Below are 16,405 nucleotides of genomic sequence, written 5' to 3' on the forward strand. Positions count from 1 at the left end.
TACATGTCCATGGACAGCGGCGGCAGCGCGGTCAGCCCGCCCAGCACCAGCGTCACCAGGAACCCCACCCGCCGCGCAGCCACGACACCGCGCTCGTTTTCCGACATCCAAGGCTCCTGTCGCGCTCTTTCCATGAAATCGCCCCCATGTTCTCAGTTGGTCCGTCGATACGAACCACCCGGTTTCGGGTGGGTGTGCGCCCCGCGACGCGCGCACGCTGACGTACGCTGCGGGCTCATGGACGACGCGAGGCGGAAGAGTGCCGTGGTCACCGGCGCGGGTTCGGGCATCGGCCGCAGTGTCGCGCTGGCGCTCGCGGCGTCGGGCTGGTCGGTCGCGCTGGCGGGACGGCGGGCGGAACCGCTGGAGGAGACGGCGGCGATGGCCGCCTCCGCGTCCCGGTCGGACGCGGTGAACGTGCTCTGCGTCCCGACCGATGTCACCTCACCGGAAGCCGTCGCGGGCTTGTTCACGGCGGCCCGGGACAGTTTCGGCGGGGTGGACCTGCTGTTCAACAACGCGGGCACGTTCGGCGCGAGCGGCGTGCCGGTCGATGAACTCCCGTACGAGACATGGCGTTCGGTCGTGGACACCAACCTCAACGGGGCGTTCCTGTGCGCCCAGGCCGCGTTCCGCGTCATGAAGGAGCAGGATCCGCGGGGCGGCCGGATCATCAACAACGGATCCGTCTCCGCCCATGTGCCGCGCCCTATGTCGGCGGCGTACACGGCGACCAAGCACGCGATCACCGGCCTGACCAAGTCGCTGTCCCTGGACGGGCGCGCCTACCGGATCGCCTGCGGTCAGATCGACATCGGCAACGCCGCGACCGACATGACCCAGGGCATGCGGACCGGGATCCTCCAGGCCGACGGGCGTACTGCGGTCGAGCCGGTGATGGACGTGGCGGACGTGGCGCGGACGGTGCTGCATATGGCGGAGCTGCCGCTGGAGGCGAACGTGCAGTTCGCGACGGTCATGGCGACCAACATGCCCTATATCGGGCGCGGCTGACATCCACCGCGACGGCGCGGGAACATCCGGTGATCACACGCGGTTCCCTCCACATGACGACAACGCATAACCAGGAAGTACTGCGCTACACGGCGTTCTCCGCCGACCCCGAGGGCGGGAACCCGGCTGGTGTGATGCTGGACGCCACCGGCCTGGACGACACCGACATGCTGCGGATCGCCGCAGAGCTCGGCTATTCGGAGTCCGCGTTCCTGACCCCGCCGCCCGAGGAGCTGGCCGGTGGCGGCACAGCCCCCACCGACGGCACATCCGGTATACGGGCCTACACCATCCGCTATTTCAGCCCCCAGGTCGAGGTGCCGTTCTGCGGGCACGCCACCGTCGCCACGGCCATCGCGCTGGCCGAGCGGACCGGTCCGGGTGAGCTGGTGTTCGCGACCAGGGCGGGGACCGTCCCGGTGACGGTGGCCGAGGACGAGGGCGGGGCGCTGCGGGCCACGCTCACCAGCGTCGAGCCGAAGATCGAGGAGATCGCCGACGCCGATCTGGCCGAGGCGCTGGCGGCGCTCGACTGGCCGTCCGCCGACCTGGACCCGGCCCTGCCGCCGCGTATCGCCTACGCGGGAGCGCGCCATCTGGTGCTCGCAGCGGCGACCCGCGCCCGTCTCGCGGACCTCGCGTATGACTTCGACCGCCTCGCGGCCCTGATGCGGCGCCTGGACCTGGTGACCTTGCAGCTGGTGTGGCGGGAGTCGGCCGATGTGTTCCATGTCCGCGACCCGTTCCCGGTCGGCGGCGTGGTCGAGGACCCGGCGACGGGCGCGGCGGCCGCCGCTTTCGGCGCGTACGCCCGCGAGCTGGGGCTGTTCCCTGGCGACGCGGCGGAGGACACCATCCTCACCCTCCACCAGGGCGAGGACCTGGGCCGCCCCGGCGTGCTCACGGTGACGCTGCGCCCCGGGGACCCGCGGGTCCGTGTCGGGGGCACGGGAGCGCGTATCGGCTGACCTGTCTCGACGCCCACCAGGGCACGCACCGCCGCCCGGCCTACTATGAGAATGCTCGAATAGTACGAATGGGGGGAATAGGGGGATACGGGGGTGTATGTCGCCAGGCGGAGGAGGACCCGTGACTGAAGCACGCAGAAGTGCCCCGGCCCGAAGGGACTCCCCCCGCTATCTGCCGATCTCCGAGCACGGTCTGATCGGCGACCTGCGCAGCGCCGCCCTGGTGGGCACCAACGGCACCATCGACTGGTACTGCTGCGGCCGCTTCGACGCGCCGAGTGTCTTCGCGTCGATCCTGGACGCCGAGCGGGGCGGCTGCTTCGAACTCGCCCCGGACGTACCCGTCAGGACCAAGCAGTTCTACTTCCCCGACACCAATGTGCTGATCACCCGCTTCTTCGCGGAGGACGGGGTGGGCGAGGTCCAGGACTTCATGCCGGTCACCGACGACGGCGTGGAGGCGGACCGCCACCGGCTGATCCGCCGGGTGGTCTGCGTACGCGGCACCCTGCCGTTCCGCGCCGTCGTGGCGCCCCGCTTCGGCTACGGGGCCCAGCAGCACACCGTACGCACGGACGGCGGCTGCCCGGTCTTCGAGTCGCCCGCCTTCAGCCTCGCGCTCACGGCCAGTGTGCCGGTGGAGAGCGACGGCCGGGATGTGTGGTCGCTGTTCAAGCTGAGCGAGGGCGAGACCGCCGTGTTCGCGCTGGACCGGGTCGGCGGACCGGTCGAGCCGCGCGGCTGCGCCGTGGCCGAGGCCGAGCAGTTGTTTGACTCCACGGTCCGCTACTGGCGGCAGTGGCTGTCGAAGTCCCGCTACCGGGGACGCTGGCGCGAGATGGTCCACCGCTCGGCCCTGACCCTCAAGCTGCTCACCTACGCCCCGACCGGCGCCATCGTGGCGGCCCCGACCACCAGCCTGCCGGAGCAGATCGGCGGCGAGCGCAACTGGGACTACCGCTACGTCTGGATCCGCGACGCCGCCTTCTGCGCCTACGCCATGCTGCGGCTGGGCTTCACCGACGAGGCGCGGGCCTTCATGGGCTTCCTGACCGACCATGTCTGCGTCTCGCGGTCCGCCGCCGGTCCCCTGCAGATCATGTACGGGGTCGACGGCCGCAAGGAGTTGCCGGAGCTGGAGGTGCCGCACCTCGAGGGCTATCTGGGCTCCGCCCCGGTCAGGATCGGCAACAGCGCCGTCGACCAGCTCCAGCTCGACATCTACGGGGCGCTGGTCGATTCGATCTACCTGTACGACAAGTGGGGCGAACCGATCTCCAGTGCCCACTGGGACACCGTCTGCGAGCTGGTCGACTGGGTCTGCGAGCACTGGGACCAGCCCGACGAGGGCGTATGGGAGACCCGCGGCGGACGTAAGAACTTCCTCTACTCACGCCTGATGTGCTGGGTGGCGATCGAACGCGCCATGCGTATCGCCCGCCGCCGGGGCCTGCCCGCCGACCTGGCCCGCTGGGGCGCGTCACGCGACCGCGTCTACCGCCGGATCATGGACCGCGGCTGGTCCGCCGAACGCAAGGCGTTCGTCCAGCACGAGGGCAGCGACGTACTCGACGCCTCGGTGCTGATGATGCCGCTCAGCAAGTTCATCTCGCCGACCGACCCGAAGTGGCTCTCCACCCTGGACGCACTGGGCGACGAACTGGTCTCCGACTCCCTGGTCTACCGCTACGACCCCCAGGCCAGCCCTGACGGTCTGCGCGGCGAGGAGGGCACCTTCTCGATCTGCTCGTTCTGGTACGTCGAGGCCCTCACCCGCGCCGGCCGACTGGACGACGCCCGGCTGGCATTCGAGAAGATGCTGACGTACGCGAACCATCTGGGCCTGTACGCCGAGGAGATCGGCCGCACGGGCGAGCAGAACGGCAACTTCCCGCAGGCGTTCACGCATCTCTCGCTGATCAGCGCGGCATTCAACCTGGACAAGGCGCTGGGCTGACGGGCCCAGCCGGGTGGTGTTCCGGCCCCCTGAAACGGGCCGGAGCCGCCCCACCGGCGACAGCCTCGGCGGCGGCGGCTTCGACCGGCTACGGCTTCGATCGGCGGCGGCTTCGATCGGCGGCGGACTCCTCGCCGGCGCTCAGGAGCGGACCGCGGTCAGCAGCTCGCCGGTCGCCACCACCCGGGCGAAACCGCCGCCGTGCAGCGAGACGGCACTGGCCCGGGCCAGTTCTTCGGCCGTCAGGTGCCAGCCGTCCGGGCCCGCCAGATCGAAGGTATGGGTGGCGTCGAGGGCGACCAGCACGTCATAGCCGAGGTTGCCGCCCATGCGGGCGGTGGTCTCCACACACATGTTGGTCTGGATACCGGCCAGCACGACCTGGGTGATGCCCACCGCCTCGAACCACTCGGCGAGGTCGGGGGTGCCGTAGAACGCCGAGTTCACGCACTTGGTGACGAGCAGTTCCGGCCCGCCGCCCTTGCCGCGCCTCTCCTCGACGTACTCCTTGAAGTCGTTGCCCTCGTATCCGGTCCGCAACGGCGAGCCGGGGTGCTCCGAGTCGTGCCGTACGAAGACGACCGGCCGGTCCGTGTCCTGCCAGGCCGCGATCAGCGAGGCGATGTTCTCGTCCGCGGCCGGGTTGTTGCGCGCTCCCCAGAACTCCGACTCGTCGAAGCCCTTCTGCACGTCCACCACTACCAGCGCCGCGTTCTGCGTGATCTCCATGACCACGATCCTGCCTCCCCTCCGGACTCGCTCACAGAAGGCAAGAAGACAGCGATCGATGGTTTACTGCCAGGATGACCCGACCGGTACCGACCCACCGCATCGCCCTGCTCGCCTTCCCCGGCATCCGGGCTTTCGACGTCTCGGTGATCACCGAGGTGTGGGGCGCGGACCGAACCGACCGCGGGGTGCCCGCCTTCGAGCTGCGCCGGGTGGCCGCAGGCCCTGAACCCGTACCGATGCACGGCGGGCTGGCGCTCACTCCGGACCGCACCCTCGCCTGGCTGCCCCGCGCCGAGCTGATCCTGGTGCCGGGCCTGGACGACCAGGCCACCCCGGCACCCGAGCCGGTCCTCGGGGCACTGCGCCGCGCCCATGCCCGGGGCACCACCATCGCCGCGCTGTGCGGCGGCGCCTTCACACTCGCCCAGGCGGGGCTGCTCGACGGCCGCCGGGCGCTGACCCACTGGGCACTGACCGACCTGCTGCGGGCACGCCACCCCCGGGTCCGGGTCGAGCCGGACGCCCTGTTCATCGAGGACGGCAATCTGTGGACCTCCGCCGGCACCGCCGCCGGCATCGACCTGTGCCTGCATCTGGTGCGCGCCGCGCACGGCGCGGAGGCGGCGGCGACTGTCGCCCGCTCCATGGTCACGGCACCGTTCAGGACCGGCACCCAAGCCCAGTTCATCGAGCACCCGACCCCGCACACCCACCGCGACGCGGACGCGCTTGCCGAGGTACGCGCCTATGCCCTGGCACATCTCGACGAGCCGCTCACCGTTACCTCACTCGCCGCGCGCGCAGGGATGTCGCCGCGCTCCTTCGCCCGGCACTTCGCGGCGGTCACCGGAACCACCCCCCTGCGCTGGCTTCTGGACCGCCGCATCGCGGCAGCCCAGAAACTCCTCGAACGCACCGACCTGCCCATGCCGGAGGTCGCCCGCCGGTGCGGCTTCGGCAGCGAGGTCACCATGCGCCAGCACTTCACATCCCGCCTGGCGACCAGCCCACGCGCCTACCGCATCTCCTTCGCCGAGCAACCGCCCCCTGCACAGCGGCGCTGACCGCAGGCCGCCACGACCCTCCGCGGACGGGACGGCGGCAGCGTCCGGCTCCAAGCCTGAGCGTCACTGCGGCCATATAAGATCCACACAAGATTTGATCATCAAATCTTGACCTGGGGGGCCGGATCATGAGCACGCACGTCATCAGAGGTGCTTTCGCACTCGCGCTGAGCGGAAGCCTGGTGGGGGCGCTGTCCATCGAAGCGGCTTCCGCGCCGAACGCGGGCACCGCGCCCGGTACGGCCGCGGTGGCCACCGATCCCGTACAGCCCGGAGTCTGGAGCACGGCCACCGAGCTCGCCCCCGCCGACCAGCACGGCGTCCTGGACCTGCAGGCCCGCCCCGATGGTGCCCTCGTCGCCTTGCGCGACCAGCCGCAGGACCCGGCGCAGACTGCGGAGGTCCGCCGGCTCACCGTCCAGATCCGCCCGGCGGGCGCCACCGCCTGGGCCGCGCCCAGGACCCTGTCCACCGCGGCCGACTACCGCAGCGCCCTCGTCCCGCAGGCCGACGGCTCCTTCGTCGCCTACTGGCTCGAACGCCTCCCGGAGGGAAGGAACCTGCTGAAGGCCGCCACCCTGGCCCCCGGCGCCACCCTCTGGTCCACCCCGACGACCGTCGCCACCCTCTCCGCCCGGACCGAGCATCCGCTGGTCTTCGGCAGCGCCACCGGCCGCCTCACCGCCGTCTGGGCCGAAAGGATCCCGGGCGGCGTCGAAATGCGTATGTCCGAGCGTCCGGCTCCCGGCGGCGCCTGGTCCGCGTCCACCGTGTTCGACACGGTCACGAGCGAAGCCGTGGACGAGGACTGGGAGGTCTACCTGACCGGGTTGCATGCCGCCATCGACAAGGCGGGCAACGCGGCCATCGCGTGGAATCTCGGCGACCGCCACGGCGAAGGGGGCTCCGTGTCCCCGGACGGACCCTCGTACCACTCCCGGATCATGGAGCGGAAGGCCGGCGCGACCACGTGGGGCCCCGCCGAGGCCCTGTCCCCCCTCACCGGCACCCAGCCCGGTGCCCTCCGCCTCGACGCCGATCCGGCCGGCGGCCTCACTCTCCTGTGGGCGAGCTCCGGCGGCCCAGTCCGCTTCGCCCGCAAGGCCGGCTCCGGTGACACGTGGAGCGCCCCCGAGCAGACCGGGCTCACCGGCTGGTACGCCCCCCGCGCCCTGCCCCGTCCGCTGACCGCCCCGAACGGCGACGTCACCCTCGTCGGAGCCACGGGCAAGGCGGTGGTCTCCACCACCCGCGCCGCCGGCACCGGCTCCTGGGGCGCCGTCGAGCAGGCCGACGCCCGCCGCCCCCTCGGCTCGACCGGCAACGCCGTCAGCTCCGGTATCGCCACCGACGGCACCGTGCACGCCGCGTGGGCCGTGTCCATCGGCAACGGCAAGTACCGCTTCGTGTCCGGCTTCCGCACCCGCGGTGGTTGGTCGGCCCCCAAGACGCTGGCCACCACCACCGGCACCCGGACCGTCGGCGGCGCCGTCACGGTCGCGGGCACCCGCCCAACAGCGCTCTGGTCCGACACCTCCGCTGTCGGCGGACCGCTGCACACCGTCTCCGGCACCAGCCGCGCGCTGCCCCGTGCCCGGGACTACGGCGACGACCGCCGCGCCGACCTGCTCGCCCTGACCGGCACCACCCTGACCCGCTACGACGGCGACGCCGCCGGCCACCTCGCCGCGGGCACCGTGCACAGCGGCGCGGTCACCACCGGCTGGCCCGCCGGCACCCGGTTCACCGGCTTCGGCGACCTGAACGGGGACCGCCTCAACGACGTCCTCGCCGTGCTGCCCACGGGCGAGGCGCGCATGTACCAGACCCCGGCGGGCCGGCTGCCCGCGCCGAACTCCCCGTACAGGAAGGCCGGCGGCGACTGGCGCGGCTACGACGTCCTCACCACCCCCGGCGACCTGACCGGCGACGGCCGCACCGACCTGCTGGCCCGCTCGGCCGCGACCGGAGACATCTACCTGTACAAGGGCGACGGCAGCGCGGGATTCGCCTCCCGCGTCAAGATCCGTTCCGCATGGAAGAGCTACACCCGGGTGATCGGCGCCGGAGACCTCAACGGCGACGGGCACGGGGACGTGCTTGCCCTCGACGGCTCCGGCGAACTGTGGCGCTACAACGGCACCGGCACCGGCAGACTCGCCGACCGCGTCCTGGTCTTCCGTGACTGGGGCAAGTCCTACCGCCAGGTCCTCGGCGCCGCCGACCTGAACGGCGACACCAAGGCAGACCTGCTCTCGATCGACACCGACGGCACGGCCTGGCTCAACCCGGGCACCGGCCAGGGCACCTTCGGCAACCGGGTCCGCGTCGGCTCTGGTTGGGCCGACCGCACCCTCTCCTGACCGGCGGCCCGCCCCCACCCGTCGGCGGCGTCAACCCGGTCTCGGGCGCCGGAAGGACGGTGACCGTCGCCTCGGCGCCGCCGGCGGACGCGGGGTGACGGACCGTCGTCCAGCCACCCGGCTTGCGGTCACGCACCCATTCGCGGATCCGCCCGAGTCACGAGCGTGGGTTGACCCGGTCCGGCCGAACCCCGAATGGGAGTATCGGCCAACCAGACCGGACATCGTCCGCGGCCGACAACGGGTGGCTGATTTCGAGTTCATAAACACCGGCAAAAGCGGCGTGCCACAGGGCGTGAATTCGCCGAATCCACCGCGGACGCCTCCGATGACAGGACCCGAACCCTGGACAGATGCGCAGCTCAGGGGCTCAATACAGAGCAGGGCAGCAAAGGAGGAAAGGCCTGGCGATTCTCGCTCACTGGAGAGCGAATACACGCAAGGGCGGAACAGCGGCGCACCCCCGCGCACAAATAGATGCATTCGAAGTTAGCATGACAATCACATAAGTCTCTGATGCTCCGAATACGCTCTGTTGGTGATGGCATTCATCGGGTTGAATCAGATTCAGGCGAGACGGACCGCCTAGATCGACCGATCGGCTGGATCTCCGATCCGTCAGGATCATTCGATCCGTCGGCGATTCGCTCCGGGTGGCCGGTCCCCTGCGCGAGGACCAGCAGACCATCCCGGCGAGACGCGGACCGTTCCACCGTACGACTCCTGCCTCACGGCTTCGTGACGCCCCACTCGCCTACCGCCGTCGGCCCCGCTGCGCACGCTCGAAGCGCTGTGGCAGCCCATCGGTTCCACCACCCGGCTTCACATCCCGCCGCAATCGCCCGGGACATGCCGTGAAGCCGCGGACTCGCACCACACCCGGTCAGCCGCACGCCTCCTACCACGGGAGCACAACGAGCTCAAGGAGACCCGTCATGGCAACTCTCACCTCACTGACACCCACCCAGAGCCACAACGGAATCACCCTCACCCTCACCGGCACGGGCCTGTCGGGTACGACCAAGGTGAACTTCGGAACGAAGAAGATCAACCCCGCCACGGTCGGCGCCACCACCGTCACCGTCGTCATCCCGGTGCTGTGCCCCGGCCAGGTCAACGTCAGTGTCAGCGCGGGAACTTCGACTAGCAATTCGCTGTCGTTCTTCTATATCGATCCCCCGGCACCCACCGGCCTCAGCGCCAACAACGGTCCGGCGACAGCCACTTCCCTGAGTGTCTACGGCAGCGGCCTGCTGACCGCGACCGGGGTGACGTTCGGCGCCGTGGGCGCCGGCACCGCGCTGACGGTCCTGTCGGACAGCGAACTGACCGTCACCTGCCCCGCGCACGGCGCCTTCGGCGGTGCCACCTTCGACACGGTGGACTGCACCGTCACCACCGCCGGAGGCACCAGCATCTCTCTCGGCGCCCCCACCCAGTACACCTACTACGACGCCCCGACCGTCACCAGCCTGGCTCCCACCTCAGGTCCGGTCGGCTCGGACACCACTGTCACCGGAACGAACCTGGTGGATGTCAGCAGCGTGACCTTCACCCCCACGGGCGGCGGTGCCGCGGTCGGCGCCGACTTCTCGAGCTTCTCCGACACGACACTGGTCGCCACCGTCCCACCGGGGCTCGCCACGGGCACATACGACGTCCGGGCGACCACTCCGGGCGGCCAGACCGCGATCGTCGCCGGTGACGTGTTCACCGTCATCTGATCTCCCGGCCCCGCCGGCTCAGCGCCAACGGGTCGTCAGTACCTCCCCGGCCGGTCGGGCACGACCTGATGACCGCCGAGTGTGAACCCGCTGCGCCCTGGCCGACACACGTCAGCCAGGGCGCAGCATTCTGAGGAGCACAGGAAGGAACAGGTCTCATGGCTCCGGTAGTGAGCAGTCTCAATCCCAACACGGGACCGGCCGCGGGAGGGACCGCGGTGACAATCAACGGCAGCGGCTTCACCGGGGTCACCGCGGTGAGGTTCGGAACCGTCCCGGCCGCGTTCATGGTGATCAACACCAGCCAGATCACCGCCACGTCGCCGATGGGCTCCGGGACGGTCAACGTCACGGTCGTCGCGACGTCGGGCACGAGCAACGGCGTCGCCTACACCTACATCGCGACCCCGGTACTCAGCTCCCTGACACCCGGCCGGGGGCCGACCTCGGGGGGAAACACGGTCACCCTCATCGGCAGTGCCCTGTCAGGGGCCACCGCGGTGAAGTTCGACTCGAGTCCGGCCGTCATCATCGGCAACTCCTCCACCCAGGTCACCGTCACCGCGCCGGCGGGGCCGGCCGCCCCCGCCGACGTCACGGTCACCACGCCGGGCGGTGTCAGCAATCCATTGCCCTACTTCCACATCGCGCCTCCGGTCATCAGCACGGTCAGCCCGGACAAGGGCCCCCTCGCCGGCGGAAACTCCGTCACCATCACCGGCAGCAACCTGACTCTCACCAGCACCGTCCGCTTCGGAGCCGGTACGGCCGCCGGCATCAGCATCGACTCCGACACCGAGGTCACCGCACTGGCCCCCAGCGGATCGGGCACCGTGGCCGTCACCGTCACCACCCCGGGCGGCACCAGCACCAACGGGCTGGGAGACGCCTACTACACCTACCTCGCGAACCCGTCCCTCAGCAGCCTCGACCCCTCATCGGGTCCCTCTCTCGGCGGAACCGTCGTCACCATCACCGGCAGCAACCTGACCTATGCCGACGAAGTGCGCTTCGCGGGCGTTCCGGTGCCCTTCACCGCGGTCTCCAACACCCAGGTCGTCGCCATCGCCCCCGCAGGGATTCCGGGAGCGGCGACGGTTGTCGTGCGCACCCCGGCGGGCACCAGCCCAGGCATCCCGTACCAGTACGTCGCTTGAGCCAGTACGTCACCCGAACCACTGCCCCGCCCTCGCACGCACGAGACGGGTGACGGCCAGGCACCGGTCGGCCCCGCGGCGGCCGCGACCCAGTCGCTCCGCCGCGGTGACGGCCATTCAGGTCGCAGCCGGATACGCCCGAGTCTTGGCGCCGCCGAGCCCGTCCCCTCCGGGAAGCGGGCGCTGGCCGCGTTGGGCGCTTGGATGGCGCCGCCTACCACTCTCCCGATCTCGCCGGACTCTGATTCTCCCCAGCGATGAGCCGGATCAAGGAATCTAGGGGAAAGCCCAGGTCAGAACCTTAAGGGGGCAGACGAGTCGGGCTGTACGCCGGGTTCTGTCACCCGGAGACCTCGCGGTCGCCGGGGAGACGGCCATCCATCTAGGGCCGGTGTTGCCACCGGCCTCGTGCGGTCTACCCGCGAACTCGGGCGGGCAGCCCTCGATCGTCCGCGCAGGAGCGCCGAGGCGCTCCCTCTTGACCTTGCTCCGGGTGGGGTTTACCTAGCTGCCCAGGTCACCCTGAGCACTGGTGGTCTCTTACACCACCGTTTCACCCTTACCGGGGACCGAGGTCCCCGGCGGTTTGCTTTCTGTGGCACTGTCCCGCGGGTCACCCCGGGTGGCCGTTAGCCACCACCCTGCCCTGTGGAGCCCGGACGTTCCTCGGGAGACTCCCCGAAGGGGCCCCACGCGGCCGTCCGCCCGGCTCGTCTGCCGTGGTGACCATGGTAGCGGGCAACCCTTGAGACCGGAGACGCCGGGACAGCCTCAGAGGAACTCGGCGGTGTCCAGCTCGAAGGCGAAGGGCTCGGGGAGACTCAGCACCTTGCCGAAGTGGATCGTGCGCTGCTGGAGGTAGTCACCTCCGTCGGGATCGCTGAAGAGCGTGAGCTCTGACTTGTCGCGGTCGATCAGCAGGTACAGCGGGATGTCGGCCCGTGCGTACGAGCGGCGCTTGGCCTCACGGTCCCGGTGCGGGCGGGTGGAGGTCACCTCCATGACCATGGCTACGCCGTCGGCGGGCATCCACGGGTCGGCGCCGCGGAACAGACGCAGTTCCGTGGGCGCGAACGTCCCGTCGGGGATGACATGGTCCCTGGAGCAGTCGGGCGCGCTCCTCAGCCTGAGGCCCTTGTGTCCTGAGAAGTCCATGTCGGTGTGTGAACGCCTGATCACCTGCTTCACGATCAGACTGATGTAGTCCTCGTGGTCCCCGTCCGGCGGCGGTGTCACAGCGATGTCCCCCTCGATCAGCTCCGCGCGGAAGCCCTCCGGCGTGTCCAGCGCCAGGAAGCCCTCCAGCAGGACGTCCGCCTGCGTGAGCGGTTCATGCGGCATGGCAGTCATGTCGCGCTCCTTCCTCGGTCGCTCGCCAGACTGGGACATCGCCGCACCCGCCGTTCGTGAGAAGGGGACTGGTTCCCTCGATCGTGGCACACCATCACCGGCCCCGGGGCCGTTCGCCACCGACCCCGTCTGTGGCAGCCTCGCTTATTGACCTTGCCGCAGCGTCAGGGTTTCTACTGGGCCCATGCGAATCGGAGAGATCGCCGCGCTCATCGGGGTCACCCCTCGGGCGGTACGGCACTACCACCATCAGGGCCTGCTGCCCGAGCCCGTGCGGCAGGCCAACGGCTACCGGGACTACTCCGTGCGCGACGCCGTGCTGCTGGCCAGGATCCGGCGGCTGACCGAGCTGGGGCTCGGGCTCGACGAGGTACGGGATGTCATCGCGGACGACGCCGGGCGGGAGCTGGTGGAGGTGCTGGAGGAGCTGGACGAGGATCTCGCGCGGCAGCAGGAGCAGCTCGGCGAGCGTCGGCGGCGGCTGGGATTGCTGCTGGCGCAGGCGCGGGCCGGGCGGCTGACGGCCGATGGTCCGCTGTCGCCGGAGTTGACAGCGCTGTTCGCGAACGTGGACGAGGCCATGGCCGGGCGGCCCGCCTCGGCGATGGCCGCCAAGGACCGGGAGATCCTCGCCCTGCTGGACACCGCCACCCCCGGCGACGGGCGCGAACAGCTGGTGGGGGCCATGCGGCGGCTGACCGAGGCGCCGGGAGTTGTGGACCGCGTGTACGAGGTGTACGCGCTGCTCGACGCGCTCGCGGACGCCGAGCCCGACGACCCGCGTGTGGAGCAGGCGGCGCAGGCGCTGGCGGATGTCATGCCCGACGAGCTCACGGCGGAGATGACCCACGTCCCGGAGGGCGGGTTCATGGACGCGCTGTACGCCGACTTCTCCCCCGCCCAGGCCGCCGTCGTACGCCGCGCTCTGCACCTGGTCATGGAGCGGACCCGGTGACGCGGCTGCTCAGAGGGATCGCCTACACGGTGCTCCCCGGCGAACTGGTGCTCATGGTCTGCCTGGTGGCCGGAACCCGGCCGCCCGCACCCGTGCTGGTCGCGGCCGAGGTGGTCGTGCTGCTGCTCCTCCTGACCGAAGCCGCCGCCTTCGTGAGGCTGCGCCGCGAGGGCCGCACCTCCCGTGAGTGCGTCGAGGAGCTGGTCCCCCGTGCCGTGCTGCGGCTCATTGGGCACGAGCTGCGGCTGATGTGGAGCCTCGTCCTGTGGGCCGCGCGGCGGCGGGACGGAGTCGGCCCGGACGACCAGGCGTTCGGCCACGCCCGTGACGGGGCCGCCCTGCTGCTCGGTTTCACCTTCGTCTGTGTGGTCGAGACCGTGGGGATGTCGTTTCTCCTCGCTGACGTGCCGGTCGTCCACGAGATCGTGCTCGTACTCGACGTGTACACCGTCGCCTTCATGCTCGGGCTGTACGCCGCGTCCGCCGCCCGTCCGCATGTACTCAGCGCGGACACTCTGCGGCTGCGCCAGGCCGCCCATGTCGACATACGCATTCCGCTGGAAAGCATCGCCACGGTCTCGTACGAGCTGCTCTTCTCCCACGACAAGAAGGAGGAAGGCGTGCTCAACCTCGCCGTCGGCGCTCAGACCTCCCTCACTCTGGAGCTCTCCGAGCCCGTCACCTCCGTCGGGCTGCTCGGCCGGGAACGCCGGGTCCACACCGTGCGCTGCCACGCCGACGACGCCCGCGCGCTGCTCGCCGCCCTGACCCGGGCTCGCACGGCTCACATGGGCCGCACCGACCGCACGGACCGCACCCCGGTATGAGCGGTACGGGGCACGACTACCCTGGCCGGGGGCCGCACCCCCGCCCCGTCGTGTACGTACCAAGAGGAGAACCACCGTGCTTGTGCTGTTGCCGCCGTCGGAGGGCAAGGCCGCTTCCGGCCGTGGGGCGCCGCTGAAGCCGGAAACCCTGTCGCTGCCCGGACTGGCCGAGGCGCGAGCGGCAGTGCTCGGTGAGCTGGTCGAGCTGTGCCGGGCCGACGAGGAGAAGGCCCGGGACGTACTGGGCCTCAGCGAGGGCCTGCGCGGGGAGATCGCGAAGAACGCCGGACTTGCGACGGCCGGGGCGCGTCCGGCCGGGGAGATCTACACCGGCGTGCTCTACGACGCCCTCGGCCTCGCCACCCTCGACCCGGCGGCGCGCCGCCGTGCCCGCAGGTCGCTGCTGGTCTTCTCCGGCCTGTGGGGCGCGGTCCACATCGACGACCGGATCCCCTCGTACCGCTGCTCGATGGGCGTGAAACTGCCGGGACTCGGGGCCCTGGGCGCGTACTGGCGGACCCCGATGGCCTCGGTGCTGCCCGAGGCCGCGGGGGACGGGCTGGTCCTGGACATGCGGTCGTCGGCGTACACGGCGGCCTGGCGCCCCAAGGGCGAGCTCGCGGGGCGCACCGCGACAGTGCGGGTGCTGCACTCGCAGGTGGTGGACGGGGTGGAGAAGCGCTCGGTCGTCTCCCACTTCAACAAGGCGACGAAGGGCCGCATCGTGCGCGCCCTGCTGGAGTCCGGCACCGCCGTGCCGAAGGACCCCGCCGCGCTGGTGGAGGCCTTGCGGGACCTCGGCTACACGGTGGAGGCGGAGGCTCCCGCGAGAGCCGGGAAGCCGTGGGCCCTCGACGTCGTCGTGACCGAGATCCACTGAGCGCAACCGCACCCGTGGTCCCCCGCCCCCCGTGCGACGGGCACACGAGGGGGCGGGGCACCACGGCGTGCGGAACCCGTCAGCGCAGGTGCGAGGTCTCGTTCAGGAGACGCACCGACGCGTTGCCGTCCGCGTAGTACGACACCGCCGACAGCGACGCCGCGTCCAGCTCCATCCGGAACAGCGCCTCCGGGGGCGCCCCGAGGGCCAGCCTCACCAGTTGCTTGATCGGGGTCACGTGGGTGACGAGAAGGACCGTGCGCCCTTGGTACTCCGCCACCAGGCGGTCCCGGGTCGCGGCGACGCGGCGGCCGACGGTGGCGAAGCTCTCGCCGCCACCCGTGGGGGCCGCCTTCGGTGAGGCGAGCCAGGCATCGAGGTCGTCGGGGTACCGCTCGCGGACCTCCGCGAAGGTCAGGCCCTCCCAGGCACCGAAGTCAGCCTCACGCAGGCCCTCGTCCACCCGCACGTCGAGTCCGAGGCGGGCACCCACCGCCGCTGCCGTCTGACGGCAGCGGACCATCGGTGACGAGACGATGTGCTGGATCCTGCCGCGCGCGGCGAACGCCGTCGCCGCCGCCTCGGCCTGGCGCAGTCCGGCCTCGGACAGCTCAGGGTCGGTACCGCCGCTGCCCGAGAAGCGCTTTTCGGGGGTCAGCGGCGTCTCGCCGTGCCGCAGCAGCACGAAGGTGGCCGGCGGCCCCAGGTCCGCGGGCCCCCAGCCGACGGCCGGAGCGTCCTCGTCCGCGTCAGCCGGGGCTGTGCGCACCGCGTCGACCGGCGCCGTACGGACCGCGTCCGTGCGCGCGGCCACGGCGACACCCGTGCCGGCGGTCGCGGCAGCACCCGCGTCACCCCGCCCCGGCAGCCCCGCCAGCGCCGCCCGTGCCTTCGCCGCACCCGCCGCCGCGTCGCCGACGATCCGGGCCGCGTCCGCGTCGGTGCCGGAAGCCGCTCCGGAGGCGAGCACGGCACTCGAGGCGGAGGGCTCCCACTGCCGGCCCCGCTTGCCCGCGTCCATCGCCTCGTTGGCGAGCCGGTCCGCGTGCTTGTTCCTCTCGCGCGGGATCCACTCGTAGCGGACCTGCCCGGCAGGAAAGATCCGCGCCGCCTCGGCGGCGAGCGGCTTCATGCCGGGGTGCTTGATCTTCCAGCGCCCGGACATCTGCTCCACGACCAGCTTGGAGTCCATCCGGACCCGCACCGACGCCCCGGGGGCGAGTTCCCTCGCCGCCATGAGGCCCGCGATCAGCCCGCGGTACTCGGCGACGTTGTTGGTCGCGACCCCGATGTACTCGGCGCGCTCCGCGAGCGTCTCACCCGTCACCGGGTCGAGTACGGCCGCGCCGTATCCGGCGGGACCCGGGTTGCCCCGGGAGCCGCCGTCCGCCTCGACGATCAGCTCGCGCATCAG

13 protein-coding genes and 1 other RNA gene are annotated in these 16,405 nt (G+C 71.1%); 10 read left to right on the forward strand and 4 right to left on the reverse strand.

The window, feature by feature from the left end:
- The first annotated feature begins 237 nt into the window (after window positions 1-237).
- The 3 genes from ACFWI9_RS13815 (at window position 238) to ACFWI9_RS13825 (ending at window position 3,939) form a co-directional block, all read left to right on the forward strand.
- Window positions 238-1,014, forward strand: coding sequence for an SDR family oxidoreductase (locus ACFWI9_RS13815; protein ID WP_387161655.1), 777 nt, complete (start codon window positions 238-240; stop codon window positions 1,012-1,014).
- Between the two features lie 53 nt (window positions 1,015-1,067).
- Entirely contained in the window at window positions 1,068-1,982 is a 915-nt protein-coding gene (locus ACFWI9_RS13820) for a PhzF family phenazine biosynthesis protein (RefSeq protein WP_387161657.1), read from the forward strand.
- Window positions 1,983-2,079: 97 nt separating this feature from the next.
- Window positions 2,080-3,939 (forward strand): glycoside hydrolase family 15 protein, encoded by a 1,860-nt coding sequence (locus tag ACFWI9_RS13825; protein ID WP_387161659.1) that lies wholly within the window; start codon window positions 2,080-2,082, stop codon window positions 3,937-3,939.
- 141 nt (window positions 3,940-4,080) lie between these two features.
- On the opposite strand, the gene ACFWI9_RS13830 is transcribed toward ACFWI9_RS13825, so the two are convergent.
- Window positions 4,081-4,668, reverse strand: coding sequence for a cysteine hydrolase family protein (locus ACFWI9_RS13830; RefSeq protein ID WP_387161661.1), 588 nt, complete (start codon window positions 4,666-4,668; stop codon window positions 4,081-4,083).
- Between the two features lie 74 nt (window positions 4,669-4,742).
- Between ACFWI9_RS13830 and ACFWI9_RS13835 the strand changes: the two genes are divergently transcribed.
- From ACFWI9_RS13835 to ACFWI9_RS13850, 4 genes are all read left to right on the forward strand, one after another.
- The gene (locus ACFWI9_RS13835; protein ID WP_387161662.1) at window positions 4,743-5,735 is read left to right on the forward strand and encodes a GlxA family transcriptional regulator; all 993 of its coding nucleotides are present in this window, start codon (window positions 4,743-4,745) and stop codon (window positions 5,733-5,735) included.
- A 128-nt stretch (window positions 5,736-5,863) separates the two neighbouring features.
- Window positions 5,864-8,098, forward strand: a complete 2,235-nt coding sequence (locus ACFWI9_RS13840; protein WP_387161664.1) for an FG-GAP repeat domain-containing protein — start codon at window positions 5,864-5,866, stop codon at window positions 8,096-8,098.
- Between the two features lie 935 nt (window positions 8,099-9,033).
- Complete coding sequence (locus ACFWI9_RS13845) at window positions 9,034-9,822, forward strand: IPT/TIG domain-containing protein (RefSeq protein WP_387161666.1); 789 nt, start codon at window positions 9,034-9,036, stop codon at window positions 9,820-9,822.
- A gap of 158 nt (window positions 9,823-9,980) precedes the next feature.
- Entirely contained in the window at window positions 9,981-10,979 is a 999-nt protein-coding gene (locus tag ACFWI9_RS13850; RefSeq protein ID WP_387161667.1) for an IPT/TIG domain-containing protein, read from the forward strand.
- A 310-nt stretch (window positions 10,980-11,289) separates the two neighbouring features.
- On the opposite strand, the gene rnpB is transcribed toward ACFWI9_RS13850, so the two are convergent.
- Window positions 11,290-11,692: RNase P RNA component class A (rnpB, locus tag ACFWI9_RS13855), an RNA gene on the reverse strand.
- Between the two features lie 58 nt (window positions 11,693-11,750).
- Complete coding sequence (locus ACFWI9_RS13860; protein ID WP_387161669.1) at window positions 11,751-12,329, reverse strand: Uma2 family endonuclease; 579 nt, start codon at window positions 12,327-12,329, stop codon at window positions 11,751-11,753.
- Window positions 12,330-12,513: 184 nt separating this feature from the next.
- Between ACFWI9_RS13860 and ACFWI9_RS13865 the strand changes: the two genes are divergently transcribed.
- The 3 genes from ACFWI9_RS13865 (at window position 12,514) to yaaA (ending at window position 14,991) form a co-directional block, all read left to right on the forward strand.
- Window positions 12,514-13,284, forward strand: a complete 771-nt coding sequence (locus ACFWI9_RS13865; RefSeq protein ID WP_387161671.1) for a MerR family transcriptional regulator — start codon at window positions 12,514-12,516, stop codon at window positions 13,282-13,284.
- The gene (locus tag ACFWI9_RS13870) at window positions 13,281-14,111 is read left to right on the forward strand and encodes a hypothetical protein (protein WP_387161673.1); all 831 of its coding nucleotides are present in this window, start codon (window positions 13,281-13,283) and stop codon (window positions 14,109-14,111) included. The genes ACFWI9_RS13865 and ACFWI9_RS13870 overlap by 4 nt, the downstream gene beginning before the upstream one ends.
- Before the next feature lie 76 nt (window positions 14,112-14,187).
- Window positions 14,188-14,991 (forward strand): peroxide stress protein YaaA, encoded by an 804-nt coding sequence (gene yaaA / locus ACFWI9_RS13875; RefSeq protein WP_387161674.1) that lies wholly within the window; start codon window positions 14,188-14,190, stop codon window positions 14,989-14,991.
- Between the two features lie 79 nt (window positions 14,992-15,070).
- On the opposite strand, the gene ACFWI9_RS13880 is transcribed toward yaaA, so the two are convergent.
- Window positions 15,071-16,402, reverse strand: a complete 1,332-nt coding sequence (locus tag ACFWI9_RS13880) for a bifunctional RNase H/acid phosphatase (protein ID WP_387161720.1) — start codon at window positions 16,400-16,402, stop codon at window positions 15,071-15,073.
- Window positions 16,403-16,405 lie beyond the last annotated feature (3 nt).

Source organism: Streptomyces sp. NPDC127084, from assembly GCF_042724175.1.
In the GTDB taxonomy this organism is placed as follows: Bacteria; Actinomycetota; Actinomycetes; order Streptomycetales; family Streptomycetaceae; genus Streptomyces.